We start from the raw sequence: 18213 nt of genomic DNA, 5'->3' as shown, positions 1-18213 counted from the left end.
CGGCATTAGCACAGGCCCTCGTGGTCTCCTGCTGGGCCCGACGCTGCAATGCGGTGAATCAGACGGCGACTTCCGCCGGCACGTTCGCGCGATCGTGAAGACTGGATCTGCGTGCGTCGTCGAGAATCATGTCGGACGCTTTTTCCGCGACCATCACGATCGGAACGTTTGTGTTGCCGGAGACGAGCGTCGGCATGATCGAGCAATCGACGACACGCAGCCCGCGTGTGCCATAGACGCGCAGACGTTCGTCGACCACGGCGAGCGGATCATCGGTCGTGCCCATCTTCGCGGTGCCCGATGGATGAAAAATCGTCTGCCCATACTGGCGGCAGAACTGCAGCAGCTCGTCGTCCGTCTGCGCGTCCGCGCCGGGGCGCACTTCGCGCTTCATCAGCAAAGCCATCGGCTGCGTGGCGGCGACGCGCCGTGCAAGGCGCACGCCCGCGACGGCCGTGCGCCGGTCCAGATCGGTGGCGAGATAGTTCGGCTGGATCGACGGCGCGTCGAGTGGATTCGTCGAGCGGATACGCACCACGCCGCGCGATGTGGGCCGCAACTGGCAGACCGAATACGTGCAGCCGGAAAACGCATGCACGTCGCCGCCGGCGGAATCGGCGGAGAGCGTCGAGAAGTGGAACTGGATGTCGGGTGTCTTCGCTTCATCAGGAAGCGCGCGGCAGAACATGCCGCCCTGGTTGATGCCGACGGCGAGCGGTCCGCCGCGAAACAACGCCCATTGCAGGCCCATCTTCGCGCGGCCCGTCCACGAACGAAGCTGGTCGTTGGTGGTGATCGGCCTGGCGACCTCGTAGATCAGCCGGAACTGCAGATGGTCCTGCAGGTTTTCGCCGACGCCCGCGCGAGCGGCCACGACGGGAATGCCGTGCTCTTGCAACAGCGCCGCCGGCCCGACGCCCGACAGTTGCAGCAGCTGCGGCGACTGCAATGCGCCCGCCGCCAGTATCACCTCGCGATCCGCATGCACTTCACGCACCTCGCCGCGCTGCACGTATTGAACGCCTATCGCGCGCGTGCCGTCGAACAGAATCCTTGACGCTTGCGCATCCGTTTCAACGTGCAGATTCGCGCGCTGCCGCGCGGGTTTCAGATATGCGACGGCAGTCGAGCAGCGCCAGCCGCGGCGTGTCGTCAACTGGTAGTAGCCGACGCCTTCCTGATCGCCCGTGTTGAAGTCGTCGACGGTACGCACGCCGAGCCGGTTCGACGCGGCGATGAACGCATCGACGAGTTCATGACGCTGCCGGATCATCGACGCCCATAGCGGCCCATCGACACCGCGTGTCGCGCCTTCACCGAGTTCGTTGTGCTCGAGCCGCCGGAAGTACGGCAGGCATTCGTCCCAGCTCCAACCGCGATTGCCGAGCGCGGACCAATGGTCATAGTCCTCCTTCTGTCCGCGCACGTAGATGAGACCGTTGATCGAACTGCAGCCGCCAAGCGTGCGGCCACGCGGCCAATACAGCTTGCGGTTGTTCATGTTCGGATCGGGGTCGGTATGGAAGCCCCAGTTATAGACGGGATGAAACATCGTCTTGCCGTACCCGATCGGGATGTGAATCCACACATAGCGATCGGCGGGACCCGCCTCGAGCAGACAGACGGAATAGCGCCCGTCTTCCGACAGACGGTTGGCGAGCACGCAGCCGGCCGAACCGGCGCCGACGACGACAAAGTCGAAACGACGTGGCATAGCGAATGTCTCCTGCAGTCTCCGGCCTCGATTTCCGCGCTTCTGTTGAAACCAAAAACCGGTATGTTTCGTGTAAAAATATCGACAGAAGGCGCCGGCTTCAAGGAGACAGGTCGAATCTGGTACAGCAACCGACCTTTTTGTTTCACTTTACCCATCCGAACGGGATTCCGAATGCGAGACGACACCGCACTGTCGCCGAACGATCCGCTGCACGACAACACGCGCGTGCTGCGCCCGCTCGCCGTGCTCGAACAACTGGCTTCGGCGGGACAGCCGTATTCGCTGTCGCAATTGTCCGTGCGGCTGCATATTCCGAAGGCCACGCTGATGCGGCTCATCGAATCGCTCGAGGCACAGGGATATGTCACTCACATGCCGGACTCGCGCGGCGCCGAGCGCGCGATCGCACTCGGTCCGCGCGCTGCGCGCCTTGCGCTCGCCACGCTTGCGAACAACACGTTCACGCGCGCATGCCGTTCGCTCTTGCGCTCGCTTGTCGACGTGCTCGGCGAAACGTGCAATCTGACGGCGCTCGACGGCGACACGGTGCTGTATATCGAGCGCGTGGAAACAGCCGAGCCGTTGCGGCTCCACATGCAGCCCGGCATGCGCGTGCCGCTGCACTGCACCGCGAGCGGCAAGCTGTTTCTCTCGCAGATGCCGCTGGCGGAGCGGCGGCTCGCCGTGTCGCGTCTGACACTCAAGCGCATGACGTATCGCACGCTGACGGACCGCAGCCTGCTCGAAACCGAACTCGACCGGCTAAGCGTGCGCGGGATCGGTATCGACAACGAGGAATTCGTCCGGGGGATGGTTGCCATCGCAGTACCCGTGAGAGATGCCGCGAATGGCAATGTGCTGGCGGCGCTGGCCGTTCATGCGCCGACCGCGCGCGCGAATCTCAACGACTTGCTGGAGGCCGTACCGAAGATGAAGGAAACCGCATTGGCGATCGCGCCGTTGCTGCAGTTTGCCGGCACGCCATCGTGCAAAGGCGTCGGCGAATCGTCGGATCGGCACGCGACGTCGCTTTGAAAGTCACGGAATTCGACATGGCCCCATGCACTCGCAAGTGCCCGGGGCCGCTTCCGTCCAGGTTTTGCCTGAGCTTTCAAGTCAATACCGCCGGCCGGAAACGCGCATCTGTTCAGTATCGATCGAATGCTGCGTTTGGCCGGCATCCTTGCGCCAGCGGCCGCGCTGCCAGTAGACCGCAATCAGCACCGCGAGGCTGACCACGCCGAACCACAGCGGCTTGCGTTGGTCAGGAATGAACGCCATTGCCACGATGATCGCGCCCATGCCGACGATGGCGAACCACGTCAGGTACGGGTAGCACCACATCTTCACGCGCAGCTTGCCAGGCGCTTCGCGTTCGAGCCGGGCGCGCAGCTTCAGTTGCGACAGCGCGATCAGCACATACACGAAGATCGCGACGGTGCCATACGAATTAACGAGAAACGCGAACACCGTATCCGGCGAGACATACGACATCACCACCGACGCGTAGCCGAACAACGTGCCGATCAGAATCGCGCGCACGGGCACGCCGCGACTGTTGACCTTCGCGAGCGAGCGGGGTGCATCACCACGGCGCGTCAGCGCGAACATCATCCGCGACGCGGCATAGAGGCCCGAGTTCAGCGCGGACAGCACGGCTGTCAGGATGATCGCGTTCATCAGATGCGCGGCGGCGGGAATGTGCATCGCCTCGAGCGCGCTCACATACGGCGTCGACATCGCCGGTGAATTCCACGGCACGATCGCGACGACGAGCAGGATCGAGCCCGCGTAGAACACCAGCACGCGCGTAATCACCGAGTTCGTCGCTTTGGCCACGGCCCGTTCGGGCTCGCGTGCTTCGGCTGCCGCAATAGTGACGATTTCCGCGCCGAAGTAGAAGCCTGTTGCCGCGACAGCACCGCTCAGCACGGGGCCGATGCCCTTGGGCATGAAGCCGCCATGCGCCGCTATCTGCGCAACGGGCAACGCCGCATGATTGGCGTGCGGCCACATGCCGAGCACGAACAGCGTGCCGACGAACAGGAACACGATGATGGCCGCCACTTTCACCGACGCGAACCAGAACTCGAACTCGCCATAACTGCCGACGGAGATGAGATTGGTGAGCGTCAGCACGAGCAGCAGTGCGAGCCCGATGGCCCATGCCGGCACCTGCGGCAGCCAGAACTGCACGAGGTGCGCACCCGCGACTGTCTCGACGGCGACGACGATGACCCAGAAGTACCAGTACATCCAGCCCGTCAGAAAGCCGGCCAGCTCCCCCGATGGCTTGCGCTCGCCAAACGCGAGCCGCGCATACTCGTAGAAAGAACCGACAGCGGGCATCGCGGATGCCATTTCACCGAGCATCCGCATCACGAGCACGACGAGGCCGCCCGTCAGCAGGAACGACAGGATCGCGGCGGGGCCTGCCTGCTGGATCACCACGCCGCTCCCCACAAAAAGCCCCGCTCCGATCACGCCGCCCAGCGCGATCATCGTCATGTGCCTTTGCTTCAGACTGCACTTCAGTTGATTGCCATTTTCCGCGTGCTGCATGTCACCTCCATATGCGTTCAGGACGGCGCTGTCGGGCCGCATGGGCCTGCGTGTGCTGCTGCGCCGCGTTGGCGCGCGCGGACGCCGGATGAATCCGGCCACCCGCCGCATCCCCGCTGAAGACGTTCTTATGTGAAGAAAGAATGCGCGTTTCGTGTTTCGCTCAAGCGCCTAACGCTGCTCGTCGCGCAGGAAATACCAGTGGTACAACATGCGCTGCCCGACGCGCCTGAACGGCGCGAACATGTGCGCGGGCAGCGGCGACGTGAAGATGGGCAGTGTCTGCTGCGCGCCCTTGCCTGCAATGCGCTCGGCGAGCCGCCGACCCGCCTGCGACGAATACGACACGCCATTGCCGCCATAACCGAGCGCGTAGAACACCGATTCCTTCGGATCAGGCTGGAACACGCGCGGCATCATGTCATGGCTCACGTCGACCCAACCCCACCATGAGTAATCGATATCGATGCCCCGCAACGCCGGAAACTTGCGCTGCAAGCCGTGCACGAGCAGATCGTAGTGTTGCGGGTTCGGCGCGTCGCGGCCCGTGATCGCGCTGCGGCTGCCGATTTGCACGCGGTTGTCGGGCAGCAGACGGTAATAGAAGCGCAGCGTGCGCGTATCGGTGAGCACCTGGTGCGTGCGGAAGTTGCACGCATCCAGTTCGGCTTTCGTGAGCGGACGCGTCACCATCGAATTCGACAGGATCGGCATGACCTTGCTGTGCAGCGACGGATGCAGCCCCGGCGCCGTATAGGCGCCCGTCGCGATGCCGACTGCGCGCGCCCGCACGGTGCCGCCTGGGGTTCGCAGATGATGCACCCCCTTGATCGTTTCCCAGCCGATGACGGGACTTGCCGGATGCACTTTCGCGCCCGCTTCGCGCGCGAGCTGCAAATACCCGTAAGCGAGCTTCAGCGGATGAATGCCGATGCCTTCGGGCTCATGCAGTGCGCCCGCCGCTTCGGCATCGTTCACGTACTCGCGGCGAAAAGCTTCTGCGCTCATCAGCTCGGACGGATAGCCGAACACGTCCTTCCAGACCTTCGCTTCTGCCGCGAGCTTTTCCATGATCCGCGGCCGATGCGCGATCAGAAAATGCCCGCCCGGCTGTGGATCGCAATCGATCATCGCGACCAGCGACTTGAACGTCTCGAAGCCCTGCGCAATTTCATCGTGCATCTTGAGCGCGACGTCCTTGCCCCAGCGCTCAATCCATTGCGAGCGCGACAGACGCCCTGACGCGTTCTGCCCCTGCCCTCCATTGCGGCTACTGCATCCCCAGCTGACGCGGTTCGCTTCGAGCACGACGGCCTTGATGCCGTGCTCGCGCGCCAGAAATAACGCCGTGCACAGGCCCGTGTAACCGCCGCCGATAATCGCCACGTCGACGTCCATGTCCTGCGCGACGGGACCGTCGTCGGGCGGCGCCGTCCCCGCCGTCGCGGCCCAGTACGTCGGCGCGTACTGCTTGCCCTGGCCGGGACCCGGTGAAACGAGCGGATCGTAAGTCGGGTCGTAACGGGTGTCGTTGCCGTTCGTGCGCTCGAACGCGGAATCCGCGCCCTCAAGATGAATCACACCGTGTTTCATGCGACTCTCCTCATCGGCATCACGCGACCTGCTTCGGACGTTCCTTGCGGAACGCGCGCTTGACTGCGATCAGTCCGTCACGGAACTCGAAAAGATCGCAGCCTTCGGCCTCGATGCGCCAGCCCTCAAGATGCGTGCCGCTGAACACCCATTCGGATACCCCGCGCTCGCCCGAGACGTAGTGTCTGCCATGGCCCCAATGCGCATCGGGGAAGGTCCTGAAGACGGCTTCGAAGGCCGCGCGCACGGCGTCTTTTCCGACGAAGCGCGTGCCGTAGACTTCGTTCCCGCCGGCGGCATCGAAGACGCAATCGCCCGTCATGAACTCCATCAGCGCGTCGGCGTCGTGGCGGTTGAATGCGTCGGAAAAGGCAGCGAGCGTGTCCGCGCTGACGGACGCTGTCTTGAGCGTGTCTGACATACCGTGTCTCCTGTTAGATGACTTCTTGGGCCACGCGACGCCTTATCGCGCATGTGGCATCCTTAGTCGACACGGTAGATAACGTCCGCCTCGCGCGGTAGTTCCAGTTGGTGGCTTTCGCCTGGGCCAGCAAAGTGGAAGCGGCCACGTCGATGCCGGCGCAATGCCGGCATTAGCTGATGCGTGCGTTCAGGCACGCGCCCGCGGCTTTTGCTCGCGAATGACGCGCGCCAGCGCCTGCACGCCGGCGTCGATCTTCTCCGTCTTGATCGCTGAAAAGCCCATGCGAAAGCACTGCTGCCGCTCGAGCCCTGTCATGAAGAACACATTGCCGGGCTCGATCAGAACGCCATGTGTCTGCGCGTCGTCGGCAAGCCGCGTCGCGTCGAGCCAGGGTTCGCCTTCGACCCAACACGATGCGCCGCCCGTGACGGGCACGTAGTGCGCTTCAGGAATGTGCGCATCGATTGAGGCCATCAGCAATTGCGCACGCTCGCGATACGCGTGCGCGAGCTTGCGCAGCAGCGTGTCGTGATGCCCGAGCGCGAGGAAATTTGCAAACGCCCGCTGGATATACGCGGCGGGATGGCGAACCATCAGACGCCGCAACGCGCGCAGTTCGCGAACCAGATCGCGCGGCCCGACCACATAGCCCAGGCGCAAGCCGGGTGCAAAGGTCTTCGTCAGGCTACCGATGTAGATCACGCGGTCCATCGTATCGAGGCTCTTCAATGCCGGATGCGGCGCGCCCGCGAAATTGTTTTCGCTCTCGTAGTCGTCTTCGATCACGACGAAATCGTGCTGCTGCGCGAGATGGAGCAGCGCCTGGCGCCGTTCAAGCGGCATCGTCGCAGTCGTCGGACATTGGTGGCTTGGCGTCACGTACACGTAGTCGCACTGCGCGAGCACGTCGCGGTCCTGGTCTGTGCGAACGCCGCCAGCATCGATAGGCAGCGGCAACAGCCGTGCATTGCGGTTCAGCAGGATATTGCGCGCATCCGGATAGCCGGGGTTCTCGAACCCGACCGTGGTCCGCTCATTCGCGAGCAGATCCGCAACGAGATACAGCGCCTGTTGGGCGCCAATCGTCACGACGATCTCATCGGGCTTCGCGAACACGCCGCGCCTGGGAAGCACGCGCGTGCAGATCTGCTGGATCAGCGTCTCGTCGTCGCGTTCGATCAGATCAGGCGCCCAGTTGCGAATCTCCATCACGGACAGCGCCTTGATGCAGCACTCGCGCCAATCGTTGGTCGGAAAAAGTGTCTGGTCGAACTGTCCGTAGATGAACGGGAACTGATAGCTCTGCCAGTTGCCGGGCTTCACGATGTTGCGCTGCATCGACGGCGGACGCGACACGCGCTGACGCCAGTCGGGATGCGCGATATCGGCGACGCTCGGCGCGTTCGCGGCCTGTATCGACACGAAGTCGTGTTGCCCTTCAAGCATCGCCGGATTCACGAAATGGCCGCTGCGCTCACGCGAAATCAGATAGCCCTCTTCGACAAGTTGCTGATACGCGAGCACGACCGTATTGCGCGCAACACCGAGCTGATCGGCCAGTTCACGGCTCGACGGCAACGCACTGTCGGGCATCAACTGGCCGTCGAGAATCGCGGCGACGAGCATCTGGCGAATCTGCCCTTGCAGGCTCATGGTTGACTCGGTCGACCGCTGGAAACGTTGGGTCCAGAGCGCCGGCGAGGTCCGGCTGGGCATGTCTTCTCCTAACTAATGAGCGGCGCGTGGTGCACGCGGTGCGAGGGACGCCCCGACTGCACGCTTCCACCAGATTGGCACCGGACGACAGCGGCTCCTGAACTGAGAACCAGTCGCCGGACTGCGGGAAAACCCGCTAGGCCATCTCATGTCAACGTGGACTCAACGATCGGCATCGCCAGGGCTCCAGCTGCTACCTGTTTAATGACGATACTCGAATCAACCCATTTCAGGCGATTGGGACAAGCCCCGTTGATAAGAACAGGATTTGCGTGCCACGCGCGTAACCGCCTGAAGACATGCATGGAACGCCTTTGTATCCTGCGTTCCAGACGTACTGCATTTCCGCAGCAATGCCTGTGACCCTCGCATTACAGCCTGCTCGCGCGTACACCAAGCCGGCCGGTCCGTTAGCGTTTCGCGATTCGCCAGAAATCCGCAGGCATCCAAAGTCAAGACAATACGACACCCCTACAATGCGCGTTGCAACGTATATGAGATGACTTGTTCGTCCGCCGTTTTTGCGCGACGATAGTGAACGGCACCTACCGTAAATTTCGATCGGCCCCGACTAATTGCGTATGCGCACGTTTATCTTCAAAGATCGCGCGGCTCATGTGATCATCATCGAGATTGACGACGACGGGAATCGCGCGGTGGCATCGCACCGCGCTGAGCCGGTCGGCTGGATCGAGTTCGAACATTGCTCGAGCTCCGCCGAGGCGCCGGTCGCGTTGCTTGATGCCTATGTCGTGCCTGAGTATAGAAGAAACGGAATCGCGCATACGTTGATCGCCTATGTGAGCCGTGAAATGGGCGGGCCGATCCAGGTCCGCATTCCCTCACACTCCCGCAGCGCTGGGTTCGACACGTTGTGCAGCAATCTGATGCACGAGGGATTGCTCGTTCGTTAAAGCGTGTGAACACAATGCGATGTCGTTCTCTTCCAGGTGGCAACGCTACCGACACTCCACCGCTCCAGCACCTCATCACGCAACGTAGTGTCCCGGCTGTCATCGAGAAGGCCTTCTGAGACGAGTTGCCACGAGTAGTAGTTCAGTACACCGCGCTCAACCTCATATGTCACAATATGACGTATGTTGAACAACAGGCGCTTCGCCGGGTTGGTGTGGAGGAAATCGCGGACCAGGCCGATTTTCGACCGATAGGTATGGCGTATGCTGCCTCCAACAGCGTCGAGTCGAACTGCCCGGGCAAGATCGAAAAACGCCGTTCATTCTTTCTTCTATACATGTAGGAATCCATATCATGCCAATCTCACGCCGACGTTTCATGATATTTGCCGCATCCGTCGCATCGACGACGGCCCTCTCCACTGAGTCACGAGCCGACGCCCCCGTGCTTGCCGAGAACGATCCGACTGCACAGGCACTCGGCTACAAGACGGACGCTGCGAAAGTAGACAAGACCAGGTTCCCCCATTATCAGACAGGGCAAACTTGCGCCAATTGCCAGCTTTATCAGGGCAAGCCCGGCTCGGCGATGGGCCCCTGTCCGACGTATGGCGGCAAGCTGGTCGATGCAAAGGGATGGTGTAACGCTTACGTGAAAAAGACGTGAATCCGGCGCGGCGATGCCTGACCTAATGCGGTCGTATGAATCCGCGTCAATCCTTGCGACGGGAGTTTCCGCCCACCGCCTTCGCAATGATCATGGCGACGGGCATCGTCTCGATCGTCGATCACGGAGCGGCCCGGGTTGACCCGGTCAACGGCAACGGCTCGTAGCGAGACCACCACGCCCGATCGAGCGGCCCTGAACCCACGGTCGTTGTTTCCGATTACTAAAGTCGAGTCCTTCGCGGCGGGCGGCAAGCACTTATGCTGCCGACGTAGCCGGCTACGTGCCATGATCACGACACGGCGTCTGCCTCGATGTCCTTCTGCGCGTGCACCACGAGTACTGCGCACGACAGACGGTCAAGCAACCGTGTGTCATCGCGCCCGTCCCACCAACGCGCAAACATCCCCCTGCGATGATGCCCAAGCACGACCAGATCGGGTTTCAGTTCGTCGCAGCAACGGGCGATTTCATCGATCGGATTTCCGACGACGAAGTGTCCAGTCACCTTGACACCGAGCTCTGCCAGGCGGCCCACGCTTTCATCCAGTATTTCCTTCGCTGCCTGCTCTGTCGATCCGAGCGGCACGGCCGGGATAACGTCTGCGCCGTACGCCAGATCCAACCGGTCCAGCACGGCGAGCAAATGCGTTTCCGCCCCGGATTGCCGCGCCAGTTCCGCTCCTTCGCACAGCGCCCGGCGCCCCTCACGGGTAGCGTCGTAGCACAGCAGCACTCTCTTGAACGAGGCCATTGCCACTCCCCTTTCTCACACGCCGGCCAACCGCGTCTTTGCTACGCGATGCGATGGACCTGAACCTGGCTCGTATGCAGGGACGTATCGAAACGCAGAATGATCCACTTATATCCATTATAGACAATATGTCACGCTATGATGTATCTATGTCATCAAAGATATGCAGAATAATCAGTCATGCAAATCGATGTAATGGCGATGACTTGCAATTCGCTTTATTGCCGACGCGTGGTTCTCCATGCGCGACCGACAAATCGAACGTTTCGCCCGTAACTAAAAACACGTCAGCATATGGCAATCGGCGTCGATCGCTGCACGGGGCTAGACTATCCGCGTTGGAATCTCGCGAGAGGTGCCCATCATGGCAATCGATGTCAAGAATCCGAACTATGGGCTCGGCCGGAACTCAGCATATGTCACCGTCAACGGCGCCTGGTTTGCGATCGTGTGCGCGGACGCCTGGTCCGGCCAGAGCGGGTCGCGGAACGCCCCTGCCTCACATGACAATTCGCTGTCGGTCCTGCTTGGGAATCTGATCAAGGGTAGCGGGAAATATTACGGCGTGGAGACGGTCAAGCTCACCCTCAAACGGCATCATCCTCCTGTCTGTCACTCAATGGTGCACAGGGCTATTTACTATCCTGACAATCAGGTGACGCTCGCCGCCGCCTCCAGGAAGAAACCACGCTCTTGCAATCCTGCGCCTCGCAAAACCGGGCGTGGCAAAGTTGGCGTGGGCGGCATGCGAGCGAGGTCGCATAACTGACGGCGCACGTATCGAGACGCAGCTTGTCTGTTCGAGGAACTAGCGCGACGCGTCCCGCTTTGATTTGCTTGCCCTCGCCCTGTCCTTCCGCCAAGTCAGGAAGCTGATGACGGCAGCCGCGATGAACGTGACGATAGTGGAGGTCGACGACGCGATGAGTGTCTTTTCCTCAGCATCTCGCGAAGGCGTTGTCGACGACGGGTGTTGCGCAGCAGATGAAAGTGGGACGGCGGAAGCGCCTCCCGACAAGGCTTGCGATGCGCTTTTCGACTGCACGACGGTGACTTGCGGCGACTGGTCCGCCGATATGATGTAACGCGAGAAAAGGGCAGCAGTTACGCAGAAAAAACCCACAAATAAACCGAGGAATAACCGACACAACAGATCGAGCCGAGGGAAGTTTGCCACGCCTGCCTCCACCTTCGACGACGGTTGCAGCACACTCATATTGCGCCAGAATCTCGCTGAATTGATATCTCCGTCGATATCTCCGGCGTCGAAAATGGAGTCCCCTTTGGCAGGGTTTCCGTCATCGGGAGCCATTGACGCGCGTGGCGAAACGGCGTGACAAGGCGATCACCGCGCTGACCGCGCAGATGCAGGAGACGCTGCGCGAGCCAGGCATTTGCAGCCGCCCGACCCCTGGCTGGCACGAATCATTGCGATGTCGGTGCCAAGGCCAAGCGGCGAGCCGCAAGCGCGATGAAAGGAGGCGCGCGCGCAGATCACAGTGGGATATTTTATTGAAGGCATTCCCGAAAATGGCCGACAGTGAGCGACGCTTTCTCATAGACGCGCAGCCGCGTACTGCGAGCGCTGTGCGATTTTCCCCTTCCCCGATCGTCTTTTCTCTGCGGACAAGTCGTCTGGCGCCGCCTGTCCTTCGCGACGATGCTCGTGTGATACCCGAACATCGCGATCTTTTGCAGACCGCGTCATTCGTATCGAAGTTGAAGGTTTGCCTGCCTAGACTTCGATGGCCAGTTACACGGTCTTGCATCCGTAACGAGGCGCACCCTGACATCTACGAGGAGGGGTCATCATGAGATCATTCGCGATTGCAGTTGCCGCTGCGTCGGCGCTTTCATTGCCGCTCGCCGCGTTCTCGCAAAACGATGCGACACCGACGCGCGCCCAGGTTCGCGCCGAGTTGCAGCAGCTCGAACAGGCAGGCTATGACCCCGCCAAAGGCGAAGACCCGAATTATCCAGCAGACATCCAGGCGGCCGAGGCGCGCGCGTGGATGCAGGGCGGAGCAACCGCCTACGGTGGCGTGATGCCCGGTTCATCGGGATCGGGTTCACGCGCAACCGCGCAACCCGCTTCTTTGGACGAGATGAAGCAGCTCTACTTCGGCGGTCAATAGCCGCCTGTGTATCCGCGCGTGGCCCGGATTTACCGACGACGCGCGGATTCCATTTCCGGGAACGCAGTTGCGCCGGACCATGTGGTCCAATGCGCGTATGTCACTGACGCGCTTACATGACATTGCAAGAACGGGCGGTATCAATGGATCGCCGCCCAATCGAATCTCAGTCCGTTGCCTGCGAGAAGATCTCCGAAATCGCCTGCGCAGCCGTGCCAACGTTTTTCTCGTTCAGCGCCGCCACGCACATGCGGCCAGACCGGATCAGGTAGACGCCGTGCCGCTCACGCAGCAGGTCGACCTGCTCCGCCGACAATCCCGTGTAAGTGAACATCCCACGCTGCTCCAGGTATCGCGCGAGGAGCGCGTCCGGCACGTTGCCGCGCAAACGATCATGGATTGCGCCGCGCATGCGGACGATGCGCCTGCACATCGTCGCGAGCTCGTCTTCCCACGATTGCCGCAGCGCGGGTGTCGTGAGCACCCGGGCAACGATCTTCGCGCCGTGCGTCGGCGGGTTGCTGTAGTTCGCGCGCACAGCGCTCGTCAACTGCCCCAACACGCGCCCTGCGACGTCCCGCGACTCGCAGATGACCGACAGACCGCCACAGCGCTCGCCGTACAGCGAGAAGTTCTTCGAGAACGAGTTGGCGACGAACGCGGGCACGTTCTGGCGTGCGAGCTCGCGAATCGCGAATGCATCGGCATCGATGCCCGCGCCGAAACCCTGATAGGCCATGTCGATAAAAGGCAGCAAGTTGCGCTTCTTGAGAACCTCGATCAAGGTCGTCCATTGCAACTCGCTCAGGTCCACGCCGGTCGGATTGTGGCAGCATGCGTGCAACAGCACGACACTGCGCGCGGGCAGTGCGTCGATGGCCGAGAGCATCGCTTCGAATTTCAACCCGCCGCTGTTTTCGTCGTAGTACGGATACGTGCCGACGCTGAATCCGGCGCGCTCGAAAATGAAGCGGTGATTTTCCCACGTCGGATCGCTCACCCAGACCTGTGAGCCTGGGAAGTAGCGCTTGATGAAATCCGCGCCGACCTTGAGCGCCCCCGAGCCCCCCAACGTCTGCACAGTCGCGATGCGTCCGTCGGCACGCGCCGGCGAGTCGTCGCCGAATACCAGCGACTGCACTGCGTCGCGATACTGCGCAAAACCTGCCATCGGCAAGTACGGCTTTGGACCGGGTTCCGCGAGCAGTTGCGTTTCGGCCTCGTGCACGGCTCGCATGACGGGCAAACGGCCTTCCTCGTCGTAATAGATGCCGATGCTCAGGTTGACCTTGTTGTCCCGGGGGTCCTTCGCGAAGTTCTCGTTCAGCGTGAGGATCGGGTCGCCGGGATAAGCATCGATGTGTTCGAACATGACAGTTCCTGGGAATGACAAAGAGATGGCAAGGAGATTGTGAGAGCGCGGGAGATTCAACGAGCGCGGTCGACTCGCCGCAATACAGTTCGACCGTGGAACAGCCGTTGTCGCCGTCCCACGGCCGGTCGCGTGCCTAGCGCAGCGGCACGCCCTCAGGCACCGGAGCGTCCGCGCGCCGGTTGCGCAGGCGGTAGCCGATACCCAGCACAGCGAGCCAGACGGGGATCAGATAAACCGAAATGCGCAGGTCCGGAATCAGGCACATCACAACGAGAATGCCGCCGAGAAATGCGAGGCACAGATAGTTGGTGAGCGGATAGCCGAGGCTGCGGAACACGGTCGTTTCGCTTGTGCGTGCTTTGGCACGGCGGAATTGCAGATGAATGATGCTGATCATCGCCCAGTTGATGATGAGCGCGGACACGACGAGGCCCATCAGCAACTCGAACGCCTTGCCCGGCATCACATAGTTGATCACCACACAGGCGGCCGTCGCGAGTGCGGAGACACCGAGCGCAACGAGCGGAATGCCGCGGGCGTTGACCTTGAGCAGCGCGCGCGGCGCATTGCCCTGACCCGCGAGGCCGTAGAGCATGCGGCTGTTGCAGTACACACCGCTGTTGTAGACCGACAGCGCGGCCGTGAGCACCACGGCATTGAGTACGTTGGCCACGAAGTTGCTGTTCATCGCGTGGAAGATCAGCACGAACGGGCTGCCTCCCGTAACCACTTTTTCCCACGGATACAGTGAGAGCAGCACACCGAGTGCGCCAACGTAGAAGATCAGGATGCGGTAGATCACCTGGTTGGTCGCGCGCGGGATGGTGTGCGACGGATCATCCGCCTCGGCGGCGGTGATGCCGACAAGCTCGAGTCCACCGAACGAGAACATGATGACGGCCATCGCCATCACGAGCCCCGAGACGCCGTTCGGGAAGAACCCGCCATGACGCCAGAGGTTGGACACGCCCGCGTCAGGCCCGGCGTTGCCCGAAACGAGCAGATAGCCGCCGAACCCGATCATGCCGACGATCGCCGCGACCTTGACGATCGAGAACCAGAATTCGAGTTCGCCATACGATTTCACGCTCGTGAGGTTGATCGCATTGATCACGCAGAAACACACGAGCGCCGAGATCCATGTCGGCAGACCCGGCCACCAGTATTGCATGTAGATGCCGACGGCCGACAACTCCGCCATCGACACGAGAATATAGAGCACCCAATAGTTCCAGCCCGACACGAAGCCCGCGTATTGTCCGCAGTACTTGCCCGCGAAATAGCTGAACGAACCGGCGACGGGTTCGTCGACCACCATCTCCCCAAGTTGCCGCATGATAAAAAAAGCGACGATGCCTGCAATCGCATAACCGAGCAGTACCGACGGTCCTGCCGATTTGATGGTCTGTGCGATGCCGAGAAACAGTCCCGTCCCTATCGCGCCCCCGAGCGCAATCAGTTGAATGTGACGATTCTTCAGGCCGCGTTTGAGCGTGCCCTGCCCTTTGTCTGCCACGATGTCTTCTCCTGTGTCCTGCGGTTGATTTCGGACGCCACGCCTCGCGGTTCGCCTGCCCTGGTGAGGCAAGCGACAGGTGCGAAGTCGTCACGGCCGGCGCTTGTGACGCCGGCGCCGTATCCTGCTGGGATCTGTGTTATTGAACCGGCCCATGAGCCGGGTTGCGAGCACGTCAGACCTTGAGCGTGCCCCGCTCGATCTGGTCGCGTTCGAGCGACTCGAAGAGCGCCTTGAAATTGCCTTCGCCGAAGCCTTCGTCGCCCTTGCGCTGGATGAATTCGAAGAACACCGGGCCAAGGAGAGGTTTTGAAAAGATCTGCAGCAACAGCCGAGGCGCGCCGTCCGCGGTGGTGCCGTCAAGGAGGATGCCTCGCGACTGCAGCTCGCCAACGGGCTGGCCGTGACCCGGCAGGCGCGTATCGAGTGCCTCGTAGTAGTAGTTGTTTGGTCCCGTCATCAGCGGCACGCCTGCCATTTGCAGGTTGTCGATGATCCGGATCAGATCGTCCGTGAGGAACGCGATGTGCTGAATGCCTTCCCCGTTGAATGCCATCAGGAATTCCTCGATCTGGCCGCTGCCCTTGCCCGACTCCTCGTTCAGCGGGATGCGGATCTTGCCGTCGGGCGCCGTCATCGCCTTCGACGTCAGGCCCGTGTATTCGCCCTCGATATCGAAGTAGCGCAATTCGCGAAAGTTGAACAGCTTCTCGTAGAAGTTCGCCCAGTACGTCATGCGGCCACGATAGACGTTGTGCGTGAGATGGTCGACGACGCGCAGGCCGTGACCGGCGGGCCGGCGTTCGACACCTTCGATGAACTCGAAATCGATGTCATAGATCGACTTGCCGTCTTCGAAGCGATCGATCAGGTAAAGCGGCGCACCGCCAATGCCCTTGATCGCGGGCAAGCGCAACTCCATCGGTCCGGTGGCGATCTCGATCGGCTGGGCACCCAGCGCCAATGCGCGAGCATAAGCCTTATGCGAATCCTTCACGCGAAACGCCATCCCGCATGCGCTCGGACCGTGCTCGGCAGCGAAGTACGCGGCTTCGCTGTTCGGTTCGCGGTTGACGATGAAGTTGATTTCGCCCTGGCGGTACAGCAGCACGTCCTTCGATCGGTGACGTGCCACCAGCGTGAAGCCCATCTGCTCGAACAGAGGTTCGAGTACGTTCGGCGTGGGCGAGGCGAATTCCACGAATTCGAAGCCCATCAGTTGCATCGGATTGTCAAACAGGTCGGCCATGTTCGTTTCGCGTTTGGCGGAGAGTGGATGATTCGCTGGAGGTGCAATGCACGGCATATCAGGTGCGGTGTCGTATGCCGGATGTCGCTGCACGAGTGGGCGTGCCGCAACTGCCCGACAGCACGCCCTGTGCGCATGCATCGCAGCAATTTCGGGAATCAGTGTAATTTCCCTTCGACGCAATAGGATTTCCTAACGGACGCAGACAAACCCTAGTTTGCCCATTAAAATTTCTTCCCAGTTGTTACGGGAGAAAGAAAAGTGCAGACCCTTGAGATTGACCGTATCGACATGCGCTTACTGGGGATCCTGCAGACCCGGGGACGCATCTCCAATCTCGAACTGGCGGAGGCAATCAGGTTATCGCCTGCGCAGACGCTGAGACGTCATCGTCGGCTCGAGGAGATGGGGGTGATCCGGGGCTACGAGACCCGCCTCGACGCGCAGGCGCTGGGCTTCGGCGTGGTGGCCTTCATCCAGGTGACGATGGAGCGTGGTCATGTCCGCGACCTGGCGAAGTTCAAGGGCATGATCGCGGAACTCACGGAGATCCAGGAGTGCTTCGCCGTCACGGGCGATATCGACTATATGCTGAAGGTGGTGGCACGCGACCTGAAAGCGCTGTCGGAATTCCTGCTCGATACGTTGATGCGCATCCCTGGCGTGAGCGGAGTCAAATCCAGCGTTTGTCTCGACGAACTCAAGTGCTCCGGCGCGGTGCCACTGACGACCTAGGCCCATTGGTATCAAAGCGCGCACTGTTTGCTGGCGAGCGAGCCATGCTGAGCGCCCAGTCTAGCCATGCCAGGAGCAGCGACGGCGCCGGGAGCCGGCCGACGGCGCGGCCGAAGAGCGCACGAGCGTAGCGATCAAACAGCACGGTAGCGGCATCAATGGATAGCCCAGCGCGACCTCGCTTGACACGACGATCGCGCACCTGGGACCGGGGATCACTCTGAGCCATAGTCATCCTTGACTGTACGGTCGTAACCAGCTTGACCAATCGCAGCATGCGCTGAGCCTGCCCGGCCCCCCGATCCCGTCTTCATCGCTCTATTGCGAGGGTGGAGATGGCCGTTTTCACGACTTCGTTAGCGTCACCGGGTCGCTAGTGCATATACAGGCCACCATTCAATGAGAAGTCTGCTCCCGTCGCGAACGCCGCTTCGTCACTGGCCAGCCAGGAAACAATCGAGGCAATCTCCGAAGCCTCTCGAGACGACGAACCGGAATGCTCTGAACATCGCGTCGCAGATGGAAGGCGGCAAGCAGATCAAGCAATGGTTTAAAGGCACAGGCGACTTTCTTGAGTCGCCCAAATATCGTTAACGCGCATGACCTATGTTGCTTAGGTCGTGTTAAATCCCTCCTCTCTCACGTTCGCCAAAGGGTGGCGGATCTCAATACATCAGGGCTTAAAAATGGCATCAGGTACTGTCAAGTGGTTCAACGATGCGAAGGGTTTTGGTTTCATCACACCGGATGACGGGGGTGAGGACCTGTTCGCACACTTACCGAGTACTGCCAGTTTTTCCCGCTATGTCGGCCCATACGGGTGCCAATGGAACTCGCGCAGCGTTGGGACGAGTAC

19 protein-coding genes and 2 pseudogenes are annotated in these 18213 nt (G+C 61.3%); 9 read left to right on the top strand and 12 right to left on the bottom strand.

The window, feature by feature from the left end; genetic code table 11:
* Positions 1–58: 58 nt before the first annotated feature.
* Positions 59–1714: a GMC family oxidoreductase gene (locus BMW76_RS33295; RefSeq protein WP_090873000.1), complete on the bottom strand. Its 1656-nt coding sequence runs from the start codon at positions 1712–1714 to the stop codon at positions 59–61.
* A gap of 174 nt (positions 1715–1888) precedes the next feature.
* Between BMW76_RS33295 and BMW76_RS33290 the strand changes: the two genes are divergently transcribed.
* Positions 1889–2752: an IclR family transcriptional regulator gene (locus tag BMW76_RS33290; protein WP_090872998.1), complete on the top strand. Its 864-nt coding sequence runs from the start codon at positions 1889–1891 to the stop codon at positions 2750–2752.
* 81 nt (positions 2753–2833) lie between these two features.
* Here BMW76_RS33290 and BMW76_RS33285 read toward each other — a convergent pair whose 3' ends face one another.
* Positions 2834–4279 (bottom strand): amino acid permease, encoded by a 1446-nt coding sequence (locus tag BMW76_RS33285; protein WP_090873020.1) that lies wholly within the window; start codon positions 4277–4279, stop codon positions 2834–2836.
* Between BMW76_RS33285 and BMW76_RS41675 the strand changes: the two genes are divergently transcribed.
* Entirely contained in the window at positions 4278–4415 is a 138-nt protein-coding gene (locus BMW76_RS41675; protein WP_218162575.1) for a hypothetical protein, read from the top strand. The two genes, BMW76_RS33285 and BMW76_RS41675, sit on opposite strands and share 2 nt — an antisense overlap.
* Positions 4416–4450: 35 nt before the next feature.
* Here the strand turns inward: BMW76_RS41675 and BMW76_RS33280 are convergent, their stop codons facing one another.
* The 3 genes from BMW76_RS33280 to pdxR form a co-directional block, all read right to left on the bottom strand.
* On the bottom strand, positions 4451–5872 hold the full coding sequence (locus BMW76_RS33280) for an NAD(P)/FAD-dependent oxidoreductase (RefSeq protein WP_090872996.1): 1422 nt from the start codon (positions 5870–5872) through the stop codon (positions 4451–4453).
* A gap of 19 nt (positions 5873–5891) precedes the next feature.
* Positions 5892–6293 carry a nuclear transport factor 2 family protein gene (locus tag BMW76_RS33275; RefSeq protein ID WP_090872994.1) on the bottom strand — a complete coding sequence of 134 codons (402 nt, stop codon included), beginning with the start codon at positions 6291–6293 and terminating at the stop codon, positions 5892–5894.
* 189 nt (positions 6294–6482) lie between these two features.
* Positions 6483–8012, bottom strand: a complete 1530-nt coding sequence (gene pdxR, locus BMW76_RS33270; RefSeq protein ID WP_090872992.1) for a MocR-like pyridoxine biosynthesis transcription factor PdxR — start codon at positions 8010–8012, stop codon at positions 6483–6485.
* Between the two features lie 581 nt (positions 8013–8593).
* On the opposite strand from pdxR, the gene BMW76_RS33265 reads away from it, so the two are divergent.
* The 3 genes from BMW76_RS33265 (at position 8594) to BMW76_RS42540 (ending at position 9760) form a co-directional block, all read left to right on the top strand.
* On the top strand, positions 8594–8926 hold the full coding sequence (locus BMW76_RS33265; protein WP_090872990.1) for a GNAT family N-acetyltransferase: 333 nt from the start codon (positions 8594–8596) through the stop codon (positions 8924–8926).
* Between the two features lie 355 nt (positions 8927–9281).
* A complete protein-coding gene (locus BMW76_RS33260; RefSeq protein WP_090872988.1) occupies positions 9282–9593 on the top strand; it encodes a high-potential iron-sulfur protein in 312 nt (103 codons plus the stop codon).
* Between the two features lie 35 nt (positions 9594–9628).
* Complete coding sequence (locus tag BMW76_RS42540; RefSeq protein WP_281248578.1) at positions 9629–9760, top strand: hypothetical protein; 132 nt, start codon at positions 9629–9631, stop codon at positions 9758–9760.
* 125 nt (positions 9761–9885) lie between these two features.
* Here the strand turns inward: BMW76_RS42540 and BMW76_RS33255 are convergent, their stop codons facing one another.
* The gene (locus BMW76_RS33255) at positions 9886–10347 is read right to left on the bottom strand and encodes a universal stress protein (RefSeq protein ID WP_090872986.1); all 462 of its coding nucleotides are present in this window, start codon (positions 10345–10347) and stop codon (positions 9886–9888) included.
* A 364-nt stretch (positions 10348–10711) separates the two neighbouring features.
* Between BMW76_RS33255 and BMW76_RS33250 the strand changes: the two genes are divergently transcribed.
* Entirely contained in the window at positions 10712–11116 is a 405-nt protein-coding gene (locus BMW76_RS33250) for a hypothetical protein (protein WP_090872983.1), read from the top strand.
* A gap of 39 nt (positions 11117–11155) precedes the next feature.
* Here BMW76_RS33250 and BMW76_RS40665 read toward each other — a convergent pair whose 3' ends face one another.
* Positions 11156–11659 carry a hypothetical protein gene (locus BMW76_RS40665; RefSeq protein WP_143062387.1) on the bottom strand — a complete coding sequence of 168 codons (504 nt, stop codon included), beginning with the start codon at positions 11657–11659 and terminating at the stop codon, positions 11156–11158.
* Between the two features lie 499 nt (positions 11660–12158).
* Between BMW76_RS40665 and BMW76_RS33240 the strand changes: the two genes are divergently transcribed.
* Positions 12159–12482, top strand: a complete 324-nt coding sequence (locus BMW76_RS33240) for a DUF4148 domain-containing protein (RefSeq protein ID WP_090872979.1) — start codon at positions 12159–12161, stop codon at positions 12480–12482.
* A gap of 166 nt (positions 12483–12648) precedes the next feature.
* On the opposite strand, the gene BMW76_RS33235 is transcribed toward BMW76_RS33240, so the two are convergent.
* From BMW76_RS33235 to hppD, 3 genes are all read right to left on the bottom strand, one after another.
* Positions 12649–13854 carry an amino acid aminotransferase gene (locus BMW76_RS33235; protein ID WP_090872977.1) on the bottom strand — a complete coding sequence of 402 codons (1206 nt, stop codon included), beginning with the start codon at positions 13852–13854 and terminating at the stop codon, positions 12649–12651.
* A 136-nt stretch (positions 13855–13990) separates the two neighbouring features.
* Positions 13991–15373, bottom strand: coding sequence for an amino acid permease (locus BMW76_RS33230; protein WP_090872975.1), 1383 nt, complete (start codon positions 15371–15373; stop codon positions 13991–13993).
* A 175-nt stretch (positions 15374–15548) separates the two neighbouring features.
* On the bottom strand, positions 15549–16622 hold the full coding sequence (hppD, locus tag BMW76_RS33225) for a 4-hydroxyphenylpyruvate dioxygenase (protein WP_090872973.1): 1074 nt from the start codon (positions 16620–16622) through the stop codon (positions 15549–15551).
* Positions 16623–16883: 261 nt separating this feature from the next.
* On the opposite strand from hppD, the gene BMW76_RS33220 reads away from it, so the two are divergent.
* Complete coding sequence (locus BMW76_RS33220) at positions 16884–17357, top strand: Lrp/AsnC family transcriptional regulator (protein WP_090872971.1); 474 nt, start codon at positions 16884–16886, stop codon at positions 17355–17357.
* Here BMW76_RS33220 and BMW76_RS42895 read toward each other — a convergent pair.
* Together BMW76_RS42895 and BMW76_RS42135 are read right to left on the bottom strand one after the other, a co-directional pair.
* Positions 17323–17586, bottom strand: coding sequence for a poly-beta-hydroxybutyrate polymerase N-terminal domain-containing protein (locus BMW76_RS42895; protein ID WP_177200563.1), 264 nt, complete (start codon positions 17584–17586; stop codon positions 17323–17325). The two genes, BMW76_RS33220 and BMW76_RS42895, sit on opposite strands and share 35 nt — an antisense overlap.
* A 144-nt stretch (positions 17587–17730) precedes the next feature.
* Positions 17731–17864: pseudogene (locus BMW76_RS42135) on the bottom strand (SDR family oxidoreductase); the annotation flags it as partial.
* Positions 17865–18043: 179 nt separating this feature from the next.
* Here BMW76_RS42135 and BMW76_RS42890 point away from each other — a divergent pair.
* Positions 18044–18133 (top strand): annotated as a pseudogene (locus BMW76_RS42890) (cold-shock protein); the annotation flags it as partial.
* Positions 18134–18213: the final 80 nt, after the last annotated feature.

Source organism: Paraburkholderia diazotrophica (assembly GCF_900108945.1).
GTDB classification, from domain to species: domain Bacteria; phylum Pseudomonadota; class Gammaproteobacteria; order Burkholderiales; family Burkholderiaceae; genus Paraburkholderia; species Paraburkholderia diazotrophica.
Note: the sequence above shows the minus strand (reverse complement) of the source record. Positions and strands in the feature narration are given on the sequence as shown.